Genomic DNA, 17,061 nt, shown 5'->3' with positions numbered 1-17,061 from the left:
CCGCGGCCCCAGCCTCTTTCGTACCCGACTCCAGCCTTCCTGTGTTTGATCAGAAGGGTTGGACGTTGTTCACGAGCCAACGCCCGTCCTGCTTCTCCAGACTCATCTTCACGCGACTGCCACTGGCAACGGCTTCGGGCGATTCCGAAGACGTCGTGATCTGATTGAGGAACAGCATCGTCGTCGCGCTGTCCGCCTCCGCGTCGAGAACCGCGGCGCCCTGGACGACTACCTGAACGGTCAGCGACTTTTCCTTGGCTCCCGGAATGATCACCGATTCGATCAGGTTGGTGAACGTGCCCTGGAAATCGCCCGTCAAACCGTCTGTGGCCGCGTGCAACTGCTGATCGACGTTGTTGTAGTCGTACTGGAACATCGCAACCGCCTGATCGGAAGAGGCCTGTGCCACTTCGTCTCTGGTCTGATCGATCGCTGCGGTGTCACGCGTTCCGTCCGGACCGAAGTAGAGATACGCCGACACTGCCGCCAACGCGATGGCCACTGCACTGATGACGCACAGGATGATGGCGAGCGGTGAGGCGCGCTTCGGCTTCGGCGAAACTTGCTTGGACGTCTCGGGGTTCACTTCTGGGGTCATGGCACAAACTCCACATTCGAGGCACGCAACTGCCCGTCGACGTCGCACATGGTGATTCGGAGTCGGTAGTTGCGTTCGGCGGGCGCTTCGTCGCCGTTCTTCTGCATCGCGCGCACCGCGACCAATGAAGTCCCGCAATTGCCGTCGGATTTCTCGAACCCGGCCTCGAGCACCTCGCCGTCGGTTTGAACTCCGGCCTGCCCGAGGACGTTGACAAACGAATCCTTGCGTCCGTCGAACTGCGACTTGAACTCGTCGGTGGTGCCGGCGAGGAACTTGTCGAGGTCGGCAGCCGCTGTATCCGCGTGCAGTGTCGTCAGATTCAGTGCGGTGGTCCGGGCGCCGGCCACGTAGCGGGCTCGGTCCTCGTCGGCATTGGACGCCTTGTTCCGGTCGACGAGAAGAAACACCGTCAGGGCTGCGAGAGCGATGGCGATCACCGAAGCAATGGCGATCCCGACTACCAACCCGGCCTTGGGCTTCGAACGAACAGGGGTGTCCACAGCAGTTTCTGCGGGGGTTTCGGCGGTACCGGTCGGCTCGGCCTTGGTCGCGACCTGATCACCGCTGACGACCTTCTCAGGTGGAGTATCGGGCTTACCCAAAGCAACTGGCGCCGCCGCCTTCTGCTCATCTGGCTTCTGCTCAGCCGACTTCTGTTCGGCCGACTTCTTTTCGGTGGGCACTACTACCGCGGCAGCGTCTGCATCCGCACCCGTGGGTCCGGCGCTGCGAGACGCGCGACGGCGCACCCGCTGCCCGGCCTGTGGATCTTCGTCTGTCATCAACCCTGCTGACCCTTCATGAACTGTTCGAGACTGACGTCGCCGCCACCGAGATTCGGTTGCGAGTACGTCCTTCCGTCCGGCCCGATGTACGTGCCTGTAATCGGATCGTACCGACGAGCCGAGACCGAAGGCGTCGACGTGTACGAGCTCGGGGTCGCGGTAATCGGTTCCGGAGGCCCGGATTGCGGGTTCGTGCCCATCGGTACGTAGCCGGAACGGCACTGTTCGACCGTCGGCGCACGACGTCCCGGATACTCCTCGCAGGGAAGGTTTCTCGCGCCGCGCACGGCGATCGGCGAATCCTGGGCAACCTGACAGAAGAGATCCGACGGCGTCTCGATTGGTGATTCGTCCTTCGGACTGCGCCACTGCTCTGCGGGCAGGAATCCTGTAGTGCACGGCGGCGGGTCGTTGACCTCCATGTGGAAGTCCACCAGTGCACCATCCGCAGCCGGGCCGGAGCCTGCCACCGTGACCAGCGCCGCGGCCAGCGGCGGGTAGATGACCAGAATCTGCTCGATCGCGTTGTTGTAGATCACGCCGACCTGTCCGACGGACACGAGGTTCGCCAGAAGAATCGGCAATGTCGGCTGCATGTCTTGCAGAAGAGCATTCGCCTCCGCCGCTGCGGCCGGACCCTTCTGGATGACGGCACGCAGATCAGGGTCGCTGGCGCGGAGCTGGTCGGTGAACGTCACCAGATTGCTTGTCCAGGAACGGATGGCGTCGCTGCTGACCACCTGGGTGTCCAGGAGTGGACCGGCCTGCTCGATCAGGGTCTTGGTCGCGTCGGAGTTGTTGTTCGCCTCTTCGACGAACAGCCGAGCCGAGTCGATCAGCTTCTGCAGATCCGGGCCGGCACCGTTGAACGCCTTGAAGGATTCGTCGATGACGGTCTTGAGCTTGGTGTCGGAAATGCTCTGCAGCAACAGATCTGCCTGATCGAGCATCGCGCCGACATCCTGGGGAATGCTGGTTCGGTCTTCGGGAATCACCGATCCGTTTTCCAGATGCCCGTCGACCACGATCGCTCCGGAGCTGTCGGTGTGCGGAATCAGATCGACGAATTGCTCGCCGATCGCCGACACACTCTTGACCGCAGCGTTGACGTCCGAGGGCACCTTGACGCCGCTCTCGAGAGACAGTCGCGCATTCACGCCCGTTTCCGACAACTCCACCGCGTTCACGACACCGATGGTCTGACCGCGGTAGGTGACGTTCGAGTTCTTGTACAGCCCACCGGTGGCGGGCAATTCGACAGTGACGTCGTAACGGCCGATACCGACCATCGCCGGAACACGCACGTACTGAGTGGCCATCACGATCAAACCGACAACCGTCAAGACGGCGAAGATGGTGAGCTGGATACGGACGAACTTTGTGAGCATCATGGTGCCGGTGCCCCCTGAGGAAGTCCTGGAATGTTGATCGGCGGAAGTCCCGGAATCTGAATGGTATTCGGATCCGCTGCCGGGGCCTGCGCAGCGGGAGCCTGTCCGGCGGGAGCTTGTGCCGGCGGTGCGGCAGGCTTGAGCGGATCGCTCAACGGGTTGCCTGTCTGTCCGGCGAGCCCCGCCTGCTTACCCAACACGCCTTCTGGTCCGGAGAGTGTTCCGGCCAACGGAGTTCCGGTGAGGAAGTTCGCGTCGAGTCGGGGCAGCGAGATGTCGATGGTCATCGCCAGGTTGGCGTAGTCACCGCGGATGACGTTGTCGATTCCGTTCTGCGGGAACGGGAACGTCAAGAGGACTCCGAGAACCTGAGTGAGAGCGTTACCCGAATCCGCCAAGGCCTTCAGAGTCGGCGAAAGAGCCCGAACATTGGTCGCGAAATCGTCGCCGCTCTCCTGGATGACGCGACTGGCCACCTCGCTGAGACCACCGAGGGAGGTCAAGGCGTTGGTGATGTCCTGACGCTGAGCGACAAGAACCTCGAGTGCCGGCGGAATACCTTCGAGTGCTTTGTTCAGGGTGTCGTGCTGGGCCTGGACCGTCGAGGACAGTCGATCGAGTCCCTCCATCGCCGAAACGATGTCGCCCCGTTGCTTGTCCAGACTGCCGACCAGCTGATCGAGCTGAGGCAGGAGGTCGCGAACCGAATCTTCACGCCCACCGAGAGCGGCGTTGAGTTCCTTCGTGATGTCCTGAACCTGAGCGAGACCGCCGCCGTTCAGTACCACCGACAGCGACGACAGCGTCTGTTCCGTCGTCGGGTAAGCGCCCGCCCGCTCGATCGGAATCAGGTCACCGGCTTCGAGTCGGCCCTCGGGCTCCTCCCCTACCGGCGGCGCCAACTCGATGTGCTGAGAGCCGAGCAAGCTGGTCTGACCGATTTTTGCCGTCGCGTTGGCCGGCAACTGAACCTCGGGATTCAGCGACACCGTCACCAGAGCGTGCCAGCCTTGAACCTCGATGTTCGAAACGCTTCCCACTGCCACGTCATCCACCCGGACGGGCGAATTCTGCGACAGCGTAGTCACGTTCGGCATCTCGATCTGAACCTCGTATGCGCCTTCGCCCCGGCCTTGAGTGCCTGGCATCGGCACCGAGTTGAGACCGTTCCATTCACAACCGCTGGCGCCGAGAGCCACTGCCGTGGCCAACACGGCAACCGTGGTCTTGCGAGCTACCCGCATCAGTTCCCTCCGCCCATGTTGAAGAGTTCGGCGAGATCCTTGGGAACACTCGTCATGGGAGCACCTGACATCGGTCCTGCGACGGTTTCCGGCTGATTCTGACTTGCCGCTTCCAATCCCGGCTCGGTGTAGACGATCTGATCCGGGAAAGCCTGCACGCCCGCGACCGGGTTGAACAGGAATCCGGGGTAGTTGCCGATCATCGTGCTGAGCACCGGCCCGAGGTACTGCTTACACAGGTCGGCACTGTTCTGGGAGTTACCACTCTCGATACCTTCGATGGAACCACAGATCCACTGGATCGGATTCTTGAAGTTACTCAGTGCAATTGCGCCGGTCATACTGCCCTGAGCCGGCTTGTAGATCTGATAGAAGTTGGCAAGCGACGTCGGTCCGGAGTGCAGAACCTGCTCGATCTCCGGGCGCTTGTCAGTCAGTACCTGAGTGGCATCGGCGAGACGCGCAACCGATTCGCTCAGTCCCTCGCTGTTGTCCTTGACGAACCGCTGGACGTCGCCGACGGCCAGGTCGAGATCACTGAGGGCTGTACCCAACTCGTCGGAGCTGCTTGCGAGAACGCTTGTCACCGAAGCGAGGTGACCGCTGAACTGCACGATCTGCTCGTTGCTCGAGGACAACGCAGTGACAAACGCCTGCAGGTTCCGAATGGTGGAGAACAAATCGGTCCGGCCTTCGGACAGCGTGTGCATCGTGGCCGAGAGTTCGCGCAGCGTCGACCGAATCAACTCACCGTTACCGTCGAGGTTCGTTCCCACGGTGTCGATGAATCGACCGAGGGAACCCTGATCGTCCAGACCCTCCGGTCCGAGTGCGTCCGACAGTTTGGTCAGTTCGGTCTTGATCTCGTCCCACTCCACCGGAACGGCGGTGCGCTCGATCGGGATCTCGCCGCCGTTGGGCATCTGTTCCCCGCCGGAGTACACGGGGGTCAATTGCACGAAGCGTGCGGACACGAGGCTTTGAGCAACGATGAGCGCCTTGGCATCTGCCGGAACGTTGACGCTCGAATCGATCTTCATCTCGACGTAGGTGTCCCGATCACGCGGTTCGATCTTGGTCACCTTGCCGACGTTGACACCGAGCACTCGCACGACATCGCCCTCGTAGAGACCGGTGGTCGAGACGAAGTGCGCGGAGATCTTGGTCTTGCCCAGGCCTGGGATGAAGAGGTAGGCCGCACCGGCGACGAGCAGCGCGACCAGCACACCCGCTCCGATCAGCACCCACTTCTTGCGTGGGTTGGTGGAGCCCTGTGGATCCTGTGAAGTCATGGTCTCGGTCATTCTCCCGGCCCCCTGATCGTCGGTGGAATACCGGGGAAGAAGTCTTCCAGGTCGCCCGGAACCTGCTCGGGCGCGACGCTGGTGTCCACCAGGGTCTTCCACCAGTTGCTCGGCAGAATGTTGATGATGAAGGCGTCGAAGAACGGGCCGCTGGCCACGGTCTCACCGAGCGCGGTGATGTACGGTCCGAGTCCGTCGAGCGCTCCCGCGATGTTGTCCTTGTTCTGCTGGAGAACCTCGGCGACCGAATTCAGCTTCTCGAGGGTCGGCCCCATCTGAGCCTCGTTCTCCTGCACCAGCGCTGACAGTTGACGTGAGACTGCGCCGGTGTTGACGATCAGTTCGCTGATCGCGTCACGCCGCAAGCTCAGTTCGGCAAACAGCTTGTTGCCGTCGACCAGCAACGAATCGATCTGACCGCTTCTGTCGGAGAGGATCTTGGTGACATCTTCGGCCCGCGAGAGCAATTGGAGCAGGCTCTCGTCGCGTGAGTTGATGCTCTGCGAAAGCCGCGTCATTCCGTCCAACGCGGTGCGCAGTTCGGGCGGAGTATCGGCCAGCGTGTCCGAGATCGCGTTGAGCGAATCGTTGATCTGTTCCGTGTCGAGTTCGGACACCGTTGTCCCGAGGTCACCCAGAGCGTCGTTGAGCGAGTACGGGGAGTTGGTGCGTTCGACCGGAATCGGCGTGTCCGTCCGCAACAGTCCGGATCCTTCCGGCCGTACCGCCAACGACTTTCGCCCGAGAACCGTGTTGGTCTTGATATCAGCCGCTGTCTGCTCGCCCAGGGCGACACCGTCCTGAACGGTGAAGGTGACCAACACCTTCTGGTCGTCGAGTTCGACGTCGCTGACCTTGCCGACCTTCACGCCGGCCATGGTCACGTCGTCGCCGGTGACCAGGCCGCCGGCATCTTGGAAGTACGCCGAGTAGCGAATGCCACCGTTGATGAACTGGAGTTGATCGTATTGAAGCGCGGCACCGACGGTTGCCACCGCCAGGACGAGACCGATGACACCGATCTGTACCGGATTACGTTCACGGGTTGGGGTCATGAGACTTTTGCGCACCTTCCCGTGTCCTGAACTGCCGTGGGCAAGATGATCGTCGTCCCGTCGGGTCCGGAGAACTTGAAAGTGTTGGCGCACAGATAGAACTGGAAGAACGCTCCGTACGTGCCCACTCGGATCAGCTTCCGGTAGTCGGACGGCAGACGATCGAGAGCGGTGTTGATGTCGTCCTTGCCCAGGTCCAGCTGCGTCATCGTTCGGTTGGTCTCCCCGATCAGCGTCTGGATGTCCGGACGTGTCGCCTGCAGCAACGACGCGAGATCTCCCGTGGCACCGGCGATCTCGGTGATCGAATTACCGATCGGGCCACTGTCCTTCGCCAATCCACTGACCAACTGCTGGAGCTGATCGATCGTGGTGGAGAACTGATCGCCCTTGTCGTTGATGGTGCCGAGTACGTCGTTGAGATTGGTGATGACGTCCCCGATCAGCTGGTCTCGGTCCGCCAACGTGCTGGTGAACGAACTGGTGTTTCCCAGCAACGAAACCAGCGTTCCGCCCTGGCCCTGGAGTACCTGCAGCAGGGCCCCGGAGAGGTCGTTGACCTGCTGCGGGTCGAGCGAACGAAGCAGCGGCTTGAATCCGCCGAGCAGCAGATCCAGATCGAGAGCGGGCGACGTCTGATCGACCGGAATGGATCCTCCCGACGGAAGCGTCTCGGTGGAACCGGCGCCCTCGAGCAGTTCCATGTAGCGATCGCCCACCAGGTTCTCGTAGCGCACAGTCGCTTTGGTGCTCTTCATCAGCGAGTACTTGGTGTCGACGTCGAACTCGACCTCGGCCTGGTTGGAGTCACCGATGGACACTCCGGTGACCGACCCGACCGGAACACCGGCGATGCGGACCTTGTCGCCGGACTTGAGTCCCGAGACGTCCGAGAAGGTGGCGTGAAATCCGTTGCTGCTGCTGAAGCGCACCTGACTGAAGACGATCGCCAGTCCGGCGAAGATGACCGCCATGACGACGGTGAAAATCAGCAGCTTGACCGTGGTCGGTCTCATCACTTCCCGTCTTCCTGCTCGTAGGAGTCACCGAAGAGATACTGGAAAATGGTCGGCACGGTAACGCGCAGTTCGGTGTTGGGAACGAAGGGCACGTTGCCGGTGTTGGTGACTGCGAACGGTGCATGCCCGTCGACCTTCGGATCGAATTCGGGCAGACCATAACAATTGGGTCCGCCGGAGGCCGCGACCTTGGGGAGAGATTGCGGATTCTGGTACGCCTCGGCGCCGTACATGAAGCTCGCACTCAGCATCAGCGCCGCTTTGTCCCCGGTGCCTGCCAGTGGCTCGAACTTGATCCGACCGTCGTTCAACCCGACGATGAAGCACGTCAGACCCGACGAGTACTTGTCGAGCAGGGTCGTCGTCGCGGTCAGAGTGTCGAGGGCGGTGGTCAGGTTCTGCTCGTTGTCGGTCAACAACGCGTTGCCGGTGTCCGCGAGGCCGGTGACGTTGAGCAACAGCAAGTCGAGGTTTGCCTGCTCGGCCACGATCGATCCGCTTGTCGCGGTGGCATTGTCGAGGATGCGCATCAGATCCGGTGCCACGTCGGCGTACAGATTGGTGACATCGGCGGCGCCGACCAAGTCTTCCTGGAGCTGCGGTAGAACCGGATTCATCTTCTTCAGATAGGTGTCACCGAGCTCGAGAACCTCACCCAGCGACTCGCCGCGCCCGTTGAGTGCGGTGGAGATCGCGCCGAGTGTGGCGTTGAGCTTTTCCGGTTCGATCTTCGCGAGTACGTCCGAAAGATGTTCGAAGACACTGTTGAACTCGACGGTGACGCTGTCCGAAGCGATGACAGCACCCTCCTGGATCGGTTGGGTCGACGGATCGTCGGGAATCACGATGTTGACGTACTTCGCACCGAACACCGTGGTGGTCTTGATCTCCACCCGGGCGTTCGACGGAATCTTCGACATCTGGCCCGGATCCATCGCCAACTTCAGGTTTGCCTGGTCCCCGACGAGTGAGATCGACTCGACGCGGCCGACCTGCACTCCGCGCAACTTCACCTTGGCATTGGGTTCCATGACGAGGCCGGCACGCGTGGACGTCACGGTGATGGGCGTGCTCTTGGTGAACCCACCCGAGAACATGGTGAGAGCAACGGCGACGATCGCCACGAGTCCGAGGACCAGGCCGGCTGCGGCCAACTTCTTGTGCCATCTGGGTACGGTCATCGCTTGCCCGCCTATCCCGACAGGTTGAAGTTGCCGGACCCGCCGTAGATGGCGAGTGAGATGAGCAGGGTGACCGTGACGACCGCGATCAACGAGGCGCGCACTGCGTTACCCACCGCGACACCGACGCCGACCGGGCCACCGGTTGCGTTGAAGCCGTAGTAGGTGTGGATGAGCATGACGGCCAGCGCCATGACTATCGCCTGGGCGAACGACCACAGTATGTCCGTGGGTATCAGGAAGGTAGTGAAGTAGTGGTCGTACACGCCGCCGGACTGGTTGTAGAGGAACACCGTCGCAAAGCGGCTGGCGACGAACGACGCGATCACCGCCAGTGAGTACAGCGGGATGATCGCGATCATGCCGGCCATGACGCGGGTGCTGACCAGATACGGAATCGACGGGATCGCCATCGTCTCCAGCGCGTCGATCTCTTCGGAGACGCGCATCGCACCGAGCTGCGCGGTGGAGCCGGCGCCGATGGTCGCGGCGAGGCCGATTCCGGCGATGACCGGCGCTGCGATGCGAACGTTGATGAAGGCGGCGAAGAAGCCCGTCAGTGCTTCGACGCCGATGTTGCCCAGCGAGCTGTAGCCCTGAACGGCGATGGTGCCACCGGTGAACAGTGTCAGGAATCCGACGATCACGACGGTGCCACCGATGACGGCGAGCGCACCGGTGCCCATGCTGATCTCGGCGATCAGTCGCAGAGTTTCACGTGGATAGCGCATCAGCGCCTTGGGAGCGTGACCGAGAGCCTTCGCGAAGAACAGCGCTTGATCACCGATGCTGTCGATACTGCGAGAGATCGAGCCGATCTGTCGACGTGTGCGCGGGAAGCGTCCCGCTGCGGCCAACGCCATCAGATCTCCTCCCGTCTGTCGTTTGTCGTTCTGTCCACTTCGATCTCTCCGACTGCCGTGGGCCTCATCCGGCCGTCAACTTGATACCGATGGTCGTGATGAGCACGTTGACGACGAAGAGCGCCATGAACGCGAACACGACGGTCTGGTTGACCGCGTCACCGACGCTCTTGGCGCCGCCTTTGACGTTGAGTCCGAGGTAGGCCGCAACCAGGCCGGCGATCATGCCGAACAGCCCTGCTTTGACCATGGAGAGCATGAGCTCACCGAATCCGGTGAGCAGTGTGATGCCGTTGACGAAGGCGCCGGGGTTCACGTCCTGGATGAACACGGAGAAGACGAAACCGCCGAGGATGCCGATGGTGCAGACCAGTCCGTTGAGGAGCAGCGCCACTCCCGTCGACGCGAGCACCCGGGGAACGACCAACCGGTGGATCGGATTGATACCGAGCACCTTCATGGCGTCGATCTCTTCGCGAATGGTTCTGGCCGAGAGGTCCGCGCAGATGGCGGTTGCGCCGGCGCCGGCGACGATCAGCACGGTGACGATGGGGCCGACCTGTGTGACGGTACCGAGCGCAGCGCCGGCACCGCTGAGGTCGGCTGCACCGATCTCGCGCAAGAGAATGTTGATGGTGAAGCTGACCAGCACCGTGAACGGGATTGCGACCAGCACCGTCGGCACCATCGAGACTCGGGCCACGAACCAGGCCTGATCGATGAACTCTTGACGCTGGAAGGGGCGGGAGAAGACTGCCCTCAAGGTTTGGGCGGACATCTGAAAGAAGCCACCGACCGCTCGTAATGGCACCTCGACGAGGTCTACCATTCGCCCTCCTCGTCCTTGGTTGCCGCAGTACTGTCTGTTCTCATAGTCCAGCCCCCGACAGCTTGTGACTCAGGTCATATTAACTAGAACGTGTTCACCTGTCAAAAACAAGTGTCCAACTCTAAGGAGTAGCCTCACGGCGCCGATCCGAAACCGGAAGATCGGAGACATGGGAAGCATCCCTTTTCGATGCGATTTTCGCCGAAATATCCTGGAAATTAATACTTTTGAATGATCGGCGCCTTTCGGCGCCAGGTTCGAAATTCAGCCATGCGAGAGCCTTGACTGGGCACGCCGATCGAATATCGCATCGTTAGCAGGAATGCAAAATTGGAACACAGTCCAGTTTTTTCGAGACCGTTGGTCTCGTTACGGAACGCAGGCAAACTGCCGCGCCCACCGACTCGTGAACACGCTATTTCTACCAGGAAGTGGACACGTAGACCGTCTGAGTGTGAACAACGGTTCTACGTGTCGCGCACCCGAGAATCAGCGCCGTCGATCAGCCCAACGCGCGCAGGGCCGCCGATGCCGAGAACATCTTTGCCGGGTCACGGTCAGCGAAGTAGTCACCCATCACTGCGGACAGCGTTTCCGGCGACCAGGAATCTCCCTCTGCATCGAACCTCTGCTCGACGACGGGCGCCGCCATCAGCGCAACCATCGGTCCGTACACCACGAATACCTGACCGTTGACGGCGTCGGCCGCTGGTGATGCCAGGTACGAGACGAGCGATGCCACATGCTCGGGCGAGAGCGGATCGATGCCGTCGGCCGGCGCGTCACCGAACACACCTTCGGTCATCGACGTCCGTGCCCGCGGGCAGATCGCGTTGGCCCGTACGCCGTAGCGCGAGAGCCCACGTGCGGCCGACAACGTCAGCGCCGTGATTCCGGCTTTTGCAGCGCCGTAGTTGGGCTGCCCTTCCGGTCCGAGGAGACCCGCCTCCGAAGAAGTGTTGACGATGCGCCCGTACACCGGCGCCCCGGCTTCCTTGGATTTCGCCCGCCAGTAGGCAGCGGCGTTGCGGCACAAGAGGAAATGGCCGCGAAGGTGCACTTCGAGTACGAGATCCCAGTCTTCGTCGGACATGTTGAACAGCATCCGGTCGCGTACGACCCCTGCATTGTTGACGACGATGTCGACACTGCCGAACTGACCCTGCGCTGCTTCCATCAGCGCGTCGGCAGTAGAACGCTCACCGACGTTGCCTGCCACGAATTCGACCTTGGCACCGAGACCACGGATTTCCTCGAGCGTCGCTTCGACGGCCTCGTTCGGGGCCAGATCGTTGACGACCAACGAAGCACCGGCCTTCGCCAGACCGATGGCCTCGAACTTTCCGAGCCCCGATCCGGCACCGGTCACGATGGCGACCTTGCCTTCGAGACTGGTTTCTGGGCTGTTCACAGCATTCATCGAAGCGCTCTCCCGGTTCTCTGCGGTCGTGTGTCGAGTTACCCGGCTCGATTGCCGTGACCCACGAGTTCGCAACTTTAGAACGTGTTCTTGTTTTGGGCAACCATCGTCACGGATGTTCGGTCAGTGCCGCGCGCGGGCACTGAGCGATCGCGGAACGGACATCCTCCCAGCGATCCTCCGGTGGGCGCACAGAACTGATCACGAGCTCCTCGTTGTCATCGAGGTCGAAAATATCGGGCGCGATCCCGACGCACACACCGTTTGCCTCGCAACGGTCCAGATCAACCCTGACCTCCATGGCGATTCCTCTTCTCTACTCACAACTGCTCACACGAACACGGATACGAAACGAGTGCCGCAGGGCTGTGCCGCACACCGTTCCTGGCGATAACACTAGAACCTGTTTCAGTCGTGTGCAATGATTCGAAAAAGTACCGAGAACGGACGTCGAACGATCCGCCGGAGACGGCGAGGGCGCCCCTTGTCGCCGATGTACGCATCGATAGAACCTGTGTCAATCGAATGGTTGACGCTTTGATTCGTATCTCTATGGAGAGGTAACCATGCACATCACCTACACCCCTGAGCAGCAACAGCTCCAGGAGGAGTTGCGTGCCTACTTCGCACAACTGATGACTCCCGAGCGGCGTGAAGCGCTCGCCGCCACGACGGGTGAGTACGGCGAAGGCAATGTGTACCGCGAAGTCGTCGCGCAGATGGGCCAGGACGGCTGGCTCACCCTGGGTTGGCCGAAAGAGTACGGCGGACAGGAACGCTCCGCGATGGACCAGCTGATCTTCACCGACGAAGCCGCCATCGCCGGTGCGCCGGTGCCGTTCCTGACGATCAATTCGGTAGCGCCGACAATCATGCATTTCGGTACGGACGAGCAGAAGGCCTTCTTCCTGCCCAAGATCTCTCGCGGTGAGCTCCACTTCGCGATCGGCTACTCCGAGCCCGAGGCCGGCACCGACCTGGCCTCTCTGCGCACGTCGGCGGTCCGTGACGGTGACGATTACGTCATCAACGGGCAGAAGATGTGGACCAGCCTGATCCAGTACGCCGACTACGTGTGGTTGGCGTGCCGCACCGATCCGGAAGCCAAGAAGCACAAGGGAATCAGCATGCTGATCGTCCCCACCACGGCAGAAGGCTTCTCCTACACACCGGTTCACACCATGGCCGGCCCCGACACCAGCGCCACCTACTACCAGGACGTACGGGTCCCGGCGTCGTCGATCGTGGGTCAGGAACACGGCGGCTGGGCACTGATCACCAATCAGCTCAACCACGAGCGCGTTGCCCTCACCTCGGCCGGACCGATTCTGACCGCGCAGCGTGAGGTCCGCGAGTGGGCACAGAACACCAAGCTGCCCGACGGCCGACGCATGATCGACCAGGAATGGGTGCAGATCAATCTGGCTCGCGTGCATGCCAAAGCCGAGTACCTGAAGTTGATGAACTGGGAAATCGCCTCCGCAACCGATCACGCTCCCGGCCCCGAAGCTGCGTCCGCCAACAAGGTGTTCGGTACCGAATTCGCCACCGAGGCTTACCGCTTGCTGATGGAAATCCTCGGATCCTCCGCCACGATCAGGCAGAACTCCCCCGGCGCTCTTCTGCGCGGCCGCATCGAACGTATGCATCGTTCTTCGCTGATCCTGACGTTCGGCGGCGGTACCAACGAAGTGCAACGCGACATCATCGGAATGACAGCTCTGCGGCTTCCCGCATCGAAGCGATAAGGACCCACGATCATGGAATTCACCCTTACCGAGGCCCAGCAGGACCTGTCCGGCCTGACACGATCCGTAGTCACCGAACTGGTCACCAACGATCGCCTTCGTGAACTCGACGCCGCGGAAGACCGCTTCGACGCCATCTTGTGGAACGCTCTGGCCTCGGCCGGCGTCCTCGGTGCGGCCCTTCCGGAGTCGGTCGGCGGAGACGGATTCGGTGTCCTCGAGCAGTGCAGCGTCCTGGCCGAACTCGGACGCGGTGTTGCAGCCGTTCCGTTCTTGACGTCCATCGTCGGATCCGCCGCAGCGATAGCGGAATTCGGCTCGGACAAGCAGCGAGACGAATGGGCGAGCGCTGCCGCCGCCGGCGAGAAGATACTCACCGCGGCCCTCGCCGAGGAATACAACGACGACCCGGCCCACCCCGTCACGCGTGCCGAGAAGACCGCCGACGGTTGGCGCATCGACGGAGCCAAGATCACCGTCGACAGTGCACCGCTCGCAGATCTGTTCCTCGTCCCCGCCATCACCGAGGACGGCGTCGCGGTCTTCCTCGTCGAACCGTCGGACGCGGGCGTGAGCATTACCAGGCAATCGACCACAGATTTCTCGAGCGCGGGTCTCGTCGAATTCGATTCGGTGCAGATCCCGGCCGATCGTGTTCTCGGCTCGGTTGCCCAGGGATCGGACATCGCGGCGTGGATCGTCGAGCGAATTCAGCTCGGTTCGACCGCCTACCAGTACGGAGTGCTCGATCAAGCGTTGAAGCTGACCGCCGAATACGCCACCGAGCGTGTGCAGTTCGGTCGACCGATCGGTAGTTTCCAGGCCGTGGCCCAGCGCCTCGCAGACGGATACATCGACGTCAAGGGTGTTCGTCTGACTCTGTGGGCTGCCGCGTGGCGTCTGAGCGAAGGACTTCCTTCCGACGGCGCTGTACAGACGGCCAAGTTCTGGGCTGCAGATGCGGGACACCGCGTCGGGCACACCGCTGTTCACGTTCACGGCGGTGTCGGTCTGGACGAGGACCATCCGGTTCACCGCTACTTCCTCGCGGCCAAGCATCACGAGTTCCTGCTCGGCAACGCAACGGATCAGCTTCGCGCGCTCGGCAAGGAACTCGCCGCAGTCCCTGCCTGAGTGCGTCCCACCGAGTGGAAATCCATGACCTGGTCCGAGACGAATCGATGATGATGCAGCTATGAGTCAGAGCCCCACTGTTTCCGATCTACTCCTCGGAGTCAGCGAGATCGACGACCGCGGTATCCGTTTCGAGGACCAGGTCATCACCTGGCGCGAGCACGTTCAAGGCTCGTTCGATCGAGCAGCGCTGCTGGACACGCTGCTCGATCGAACGCGCCCCAGGCATTTCGGACTTCTGATGGAGAACGTCCCCGAGTTCTCGCTGCTGCTCGGAGCGGCATCGTTCTCGGGTTCGGTCGCCGCCGGGCTGAACACGACCAGGCGCGGCCCGGCATTGGCGCGAGACATTGCGCTCTCCGACTGCCAGGTCATCTTCACCGAGAACAACCAGGCACATCTACTCGACGACATCGATCTCGGCGACGTCCGGGTGATCAACGTGGATTCTCCGGCCTGGGCGGAATTGTTGGCGCCCTTCGCCGATACGCCGGCCTACGCGTCGACGGCGCAGCCCGACGATCTGTTGATGCTCATCTTCACTTCCGGAACCAGCGGTGATCCCAAAGCGGTTCGGTGCACGCACCACAAGTTGGCCTCTCCCGGGGTCATGCTTGCCGATCGTTTCGGGCTCGGCGCCGACGACGTCGTCTACATGGCGATGCCCATGTTCCATTCCAACGCGATGATGGCGGCGTGGACGGTCGCGCTGCACGCTCGTGCGGGAATTGCCATGCGACGCAAGTTCTCCGCTTCGGGTTTTCTACCCGACGTTCACAAGTACGGAATCACGTACTCCAACTACGTCGGAAAGCCGTTGTCCTTCATCGCTTCCACCCCCGAGGTGCCGAACGAGCGGGACAACACCTTGAAGATCATGTACGGCAACGAGGGTTCGGCGCCCGCCGTCGCCACCTTCGTCCGGCGCTTCGACGCTCGCGTCATCGACGGGTTCGGTTCCACCGAGGGCGGCATTTCGATCTCCGCGGCACCGGTTCCCCGGCCCGGCGCCCTCGGACTGCTCCCGGACGGCGTCAAGATCCTCGATCCCGAGACCGGAGCGCCATGCCCGCCTGCAGTCTTCGATGCCGACGGCCGGATCACCAACGCCGACCAGGCAACTGGTGAACTGGTCAATGTCACCGGCCCAGGCACGTTCGCCGGGTACTACAAGAACCCGGAAGCCGACGCCGAGCGAATGCGCAACGGCCAGTACTGGAGTGGCGATCTGGCGTACACCGACGTCGACGGTTACGTCTACTTCGCGGGACGCAGTTCCGGTTGGCTGCGAGTGGACGGCGAGAACATCGGTGCCGCACCCATCGAACGCTCCCTGGTCGGTTACCCGGGCTTCGCGCAGGTGTCCGTGTACGCAGTCCCCGACAGCGACGTCGGCGACCGCGTCATGGCGTCGGTGATTCCAGTCGGCGATGTCGACAACTTCGACCCGGCAGCCGTAGCCGAATACATCGATTCCCGGCCGGAACTCGGGCCGAAGCAGAAGCCGACCTTGATCCGAGTGTGCAGTGAGTTCCCGAGAACGGCGACGTTCAAGGTGGTCACTCGAACGCAGAGCGCCGAACGCTGGAACACCTCCGATCCAGTGTGGATCCGACGGCGTGGAGAATCCGACTTCCAATTACTCACTCCCGAAATGGCACTCGGCCTCGAGAAGACGCGAGAGCCCGTCTAGCCCGATATCTCAGTAGTGCTGAGCAAGCGGTTTGTGCGCCGACACCGTTTTGTAGAACTCGGTGAGCCGAAGCTGTGATGCCGCTGCATCGTCGATCACCACCGTCGCGTGTGGATGCAGTTGGAGGACCGATGCCGGGCACACCGCGGCCAGCGGCCCCTCGACGGCAGCGGCAATCGCAGCGGCCTTGTGCTCGCCGGTCGCGATCATCACCAGATGCTTTGCTTCGCAGATAGTTCCGAGGCCCTGGGTGATCACGTGCCGTGGTACGTCGTCCGGACTCTCGAAGAATCGGGCGTTGTCGGTTCGAGTCTGTTCCGTCAGCGTCTTGACCCTGGTCCTCGAATTCAGTGAGGACGTCGGTTCGTTGAAACCGATATGACCGTTGCCGCCGATGCCCAGAAGTTGAACGTCCACCGGACCATTCGACGCAATCGCCCGGTCGTAGGCCGCCGCGGCGGCAAATGGATCCGGCGCGGTTCCGTCAGGGCTGAATACCCTTGCCGCGTCCAGGTCCAGGTGATTCACCAGCTCGGTGCGGATCACCTGGGCATACGACTCCGGATGGCCTTCCGGCAGGCCGACGTATTCGTCCAACAGGAACGCCTGCACGCCGGCAAAACTCAACCCTTCCTCGCGGTGACGGCGCGCGAGTTCGCGGTACACCGAGAGCGGTGAAGATCCTGTCGCCAGGCCCAAAGTCCGTGCACCTGAATGCACCGCGTGTTCGAAGACGTCGGCAACAACGGTGCCGGCCGCCTCCGCACTGTCGACAATGACAATTTCCATCGGTT

At 61.9% G+C, this 17,061-nt stretch carries 16 protein-coding genes; 3 read left to right on the top strand and 13 right to left on the bottom strand.

The genetic code is table 11. From position 1 onward, the window contains the following. Positions 1-49: 49 nt before the first annotated feature. The 12 genes from GN300_RS15675 to GN300_RS15620 all read right to left on the bottom strand — a co-directional run bounded on the left by GN300_RS15675 (position 50) and on the right by GN300_RS15620 (position 11,993). Positions 50-598 (bottom strand): hypothetical protein, encoded by a 549-nt coding sequence (locus tag GN300_RS15675; protein WP_007734345.1) that lies wholly within the window; start codon positions 596-598, stop codon positions 50-52. After that, positions 595-1,383, bottom strand: a complete 789-nt coding sequence (locus GN300_RS15670) for a hypothetical protein (protein ID WP_082845676.1) — start codon at positions 1,381-1,383, stop codon at positions 595-597. The genes GN300_RS15675 and GN300_RS15670 overlap by 4 nt, the downstream gene beginning before the upstream one ends. Beyond that, positions 1,383-2,777, bottom strand: coding sequence for an MCE family protein (locus GN300_RS15665; RefSeq protein ID WP_063314999.1), 1,395 nt, complete (start codon positions 2,775-2,777; stop codon positions 1,383-1,385). Before GN300_RS15665 ends, GN300_RS15670 begins: the two co-directional genes overlap by 1 nt. Further along, complete coding sequence (locus tag GN300_RS15660) at positions 2,774-4,021, bottom strand: MCE family protein (protein ID WP_020968506.1); 1,248 nt, start codon at positions 4,019-4,021, stop codon at positions 2,774-2,776. Before GN300_RS15660 ends, GN300_RS15665 begins: the two co-directional genes overlap by 4 nt. After that, positions 4,021-5,325, bottom strand: coding sequence for an MCE family protein (locus GN300_RS15655; protein ID WP_082845677.1), 1,305 nt, complete (start codon positions 5,323-5,325; stop codon positions 4,021-4,023). Before GN300_RS15655 ends, GN300_RS15660 begins: the two co-directional genes overlap by 1 nt. Continuing rightward, positions 5,322-6,380, bottom strand: coding sequence for an MCE family protein (locus GN300_RS15650; RefSeq protein WP_003945728.1), 1,059 nt, complete (start codon positions 6,378-6,380; stop codon positions 5,322-5,324). Before GN300_RS15650 ends, GN300_RS15655 begins: the two co-directional genes overlap by 4 nt. Beyond that, a complete protein-coding gene (locus GN300_RS15645; RefSeq protein ID WP_007734337.1) occupies positions 6,377-7,396 on the bottom strand; it encodes an MCE family protein in 1,020 nt (339 codons plus the stop codon). Before GN300_RS15645 ends, GN300_RS15650 begins: the two co-directional genes overlap by 4 nt. Then, positions 7,396-8,580, bottom strand: a complete 1,185-nt coding sequence (locus GN300_RS15640; RefSeq protein WP_003945815.1) for an MCE family protein — start codon at positions 8,578-8,580, stop codon at positions 7,396-7,398. Before GN300_RS15640 ends, GN300_RS15645 begins: the two co-directional genes overlap by 1 nt. A gap of 11 nt (positions 8,581-8,591) precedes the next feature. Continuing rightward, positions 8,592-9,443 (bottom strand): ABC transporter permease, encoded by an 852-nt coding sequence (locus GN300_RS15635; RefSeq protein WP_003945759.1) that lies wholly within the window; start codon positions 9,441-9,443, stop codon positions 8,592-8,594. A gap of 64 nt (positions 9,444-9,507) precedes the next feature. Beyond that, positions 9,508-10,272 (bottom strand): ABC transporter permease, encoded by a 765-nt coding sequence (locus tag GN300_RS15630; RefSeq protein WP_003945687.1) that lies wholly within the window; start codon positions 10,270-10,272, stop codon positions 9,508-9,510. Positions 10,273-10,774: 502 nt separating this feature from the next. Continuing rightward, entirely contained in the window at positions 10,775-11,692 is a 918-nt protein-coding gene (locus GN300_RS15625; protein ID WP_007734334.1) for a 3-oxoacyl-ACP reductase, read from the bottom strand. Positions 11,693-11,801: 109 nt separating this feature from the next. Continuing rightward, on the bottom strand, positions 11,802-11,993 hold the full coding sequence (locus tag GN300_RS15620; protein WP_007734330.1) for a ferredoxin: 192 nt from the start codon (positions 11,991-11,993) through the stop codon (positions 11,802-11,804). Positions 11,994-12,258: 265 nt separating this feature from the next. On the opposite strand from GN300_RS15620, the gene GN300_RS15615 reads away from it, so the two are divergent. The 3 genes from GN300_RS15615 (at position 12,259) to GN300_RS15605 (ending at position 16,267) form a co-directional block, all read left to right on the top strand. Beyond that, positions 12,259-13,440 carry an acyl-CoA dehydrogenase family protein gene (locus GN300_RS15615; protein WP_003945878.1) on the top strand — a complete coding sequence of 394 codons (1,182 nt, stop codon included), beginning with the start codon at positions 12,259-12,261 and terminating at the stop codon, positions 13,438-13,440. A 12-nt stretch (positions 13,441-13,452) separates the two neighbouring features. Further along, positions 13,453-14,574: an acyl-CoA dehydrogenase family protein gene (locus tag GN300_RS15610; protein ID WP_063315000.1), complete on the top strand. Its 1,122-nt coding sequence runs from the start codon at positions 13,453-13,455 to the stop codon at positions 14,572-14,574. Between the two features lie 61 nt (positions 14,575-14,635). Then, the gene (locus GN300_RS15605) at positions 14,636-16,267 is read left to right on the top strand and encodes a long-chain-fatty-acid--CoA ligase (protein ID WP_063315001.1); all 1,632 of its coding nucleotides are present in this window, start codon (positions 14,636-14,638) and stop codon (positions 16,265-16,267) included. Positions 16,268-16,276: 9 nt separating this feature from the next. On the opposite strand, the gene nagB is transcribed toward GN300_RS15605, so the two are convergent. Further along, positions 16,277-17,056, bottom strand: coding sequence for a glucosamine-6-phosphate deaminase (gene nagB, locus GN300_RS15600; protein ID WP_063315002.1), 780 nt, complete (start codon positions 17,054-17,056; stop codon positions 16,277-16,279). Between the last annotated feature and the right edge of the window lie 5 nt (positions 17,057-17,061).

The sequence above is a fragment of the Rhodococcus sp. Ni2 genome, assembly GCF_021352185.1.
Taxonomy (GTDB): Bacteria; Actinomycetota; Actinomycetes; order Mycobacteriales; family Mycobacteriaceae; genus Rhodococcus_F; species Rhodococcus_F qingshengii.
Note: the sequence above shows the minus strand (reverse complement) of the source record. Positions and strands in the feature narration are given on the sequence as shown.

Coding starts and splice junctions, on each gene's coding strand:
- GN300_RS15660 (WP_020968506.1), bottom strand. CDS start 4,021: ATGCGGGTAGCTCGCAAGACCACGGTTGCCGTGTTGGCCACGGCAGTG.
- GN300_RS15605 (WP_063315001.1), top strand. CDS start 14,636: ATGAGTCAGAGCCCCACTGTTTCCGATCTACTCCTCGGAGTCAGCGAG.
- GN300_RS15625 (WP_007734334.1), bottom strand. CDS start 11,692: ATGAATGCTGTGAACAGCCCAGAAACCAGTCTCGAAGGCAAGGTCGCC.
- GN300_RS15635 (WP_003945759.1), bottom strand. CDS start 9,443: ATGGCGTTGGCCGCAGCGGGACGCTTCCCGCGCACACGTCGACAGATC.
- GN300_RS15615 (WP_003945878.1), top strand. CDS start 12,259: ATGCACATCACCTACACCCCTGAGCAGCAACAGCTCCAGGAGGAGTTG.
- GN300_RS15665 (WP_063314999.1), bottom strand. CDS start 2,777: ATGATGCTCACAAAGTTCGTCCGTATCCAGCTCACCATCTTCGCCGTC.
- GN300_RS15620 (WP_007734330.1), bottom strand. CDS start 11,993: ATGGAGGTCAGGGTTGATCTGGACCGTTGCGAGGCAAACGGTGTGTGC.
- GN300_RS15650 (WP_003945728.1), bottom strand. CDS start 6,380: ATGACCCCAACCCGTGAACGTAATCCGGTACAGATCGGTGTCATCGGT.
- GN300_RS15675 (WP_007734345.1), bottom strand. CDS start 598: ATGACCCCAGAAGTGAACCCCGAGACGTCCAAGCAAGTTTCGCCGAAG.
- GN300_RS15645 (WP_007734337.1), bottom strand. CDS start 7,396: ATGAGACCGACCACGGTCAAGCTGCTGATTTTCACCGTCGTCATGGCG.
- GN300_RS15670 (WP_082845676.1), bottom strand. CDS start 1,383: ATGACAGACGAAGATCCACAGGCCGGGCAGCGGGTGCGCCGTCGCGCG.
- nagB (WP_063315002.1), bottom strand. CDS start 17,056: ATGGAAATTGTCATTGTCGACAGTGCGGAGGCGGCCGGCACCGTTGTT.
- GN300_RS15655 (WP_082845677.1), bottom strand. CDS start 5,325: ATGACCGAGACCATGACTTCACAGGATCCACAGGGCTCCACCAACCCA.
- GN300_RS15630 (WP_003945687.1), bottom strand. CDS start 10,272: ATGGTAGACCTCGTCGAGGTGCCATTACGAGCGGTCGGTGGCTTCTTT.
- GN300_RS15610 (WP_063315000.1), top strand. CDS start 13,453: ATGGAATTCACCCTTACCGAGGCCCAGCAGGACCTGTCCGGCCTGACA.
- GN300_RS15640 (WP_003945815.1), bottom strand. CDS start 8,580: ATGACCGTACCCAGATGGCACAAGAAGTTGGCCGCAGCCGGCCTGGTC.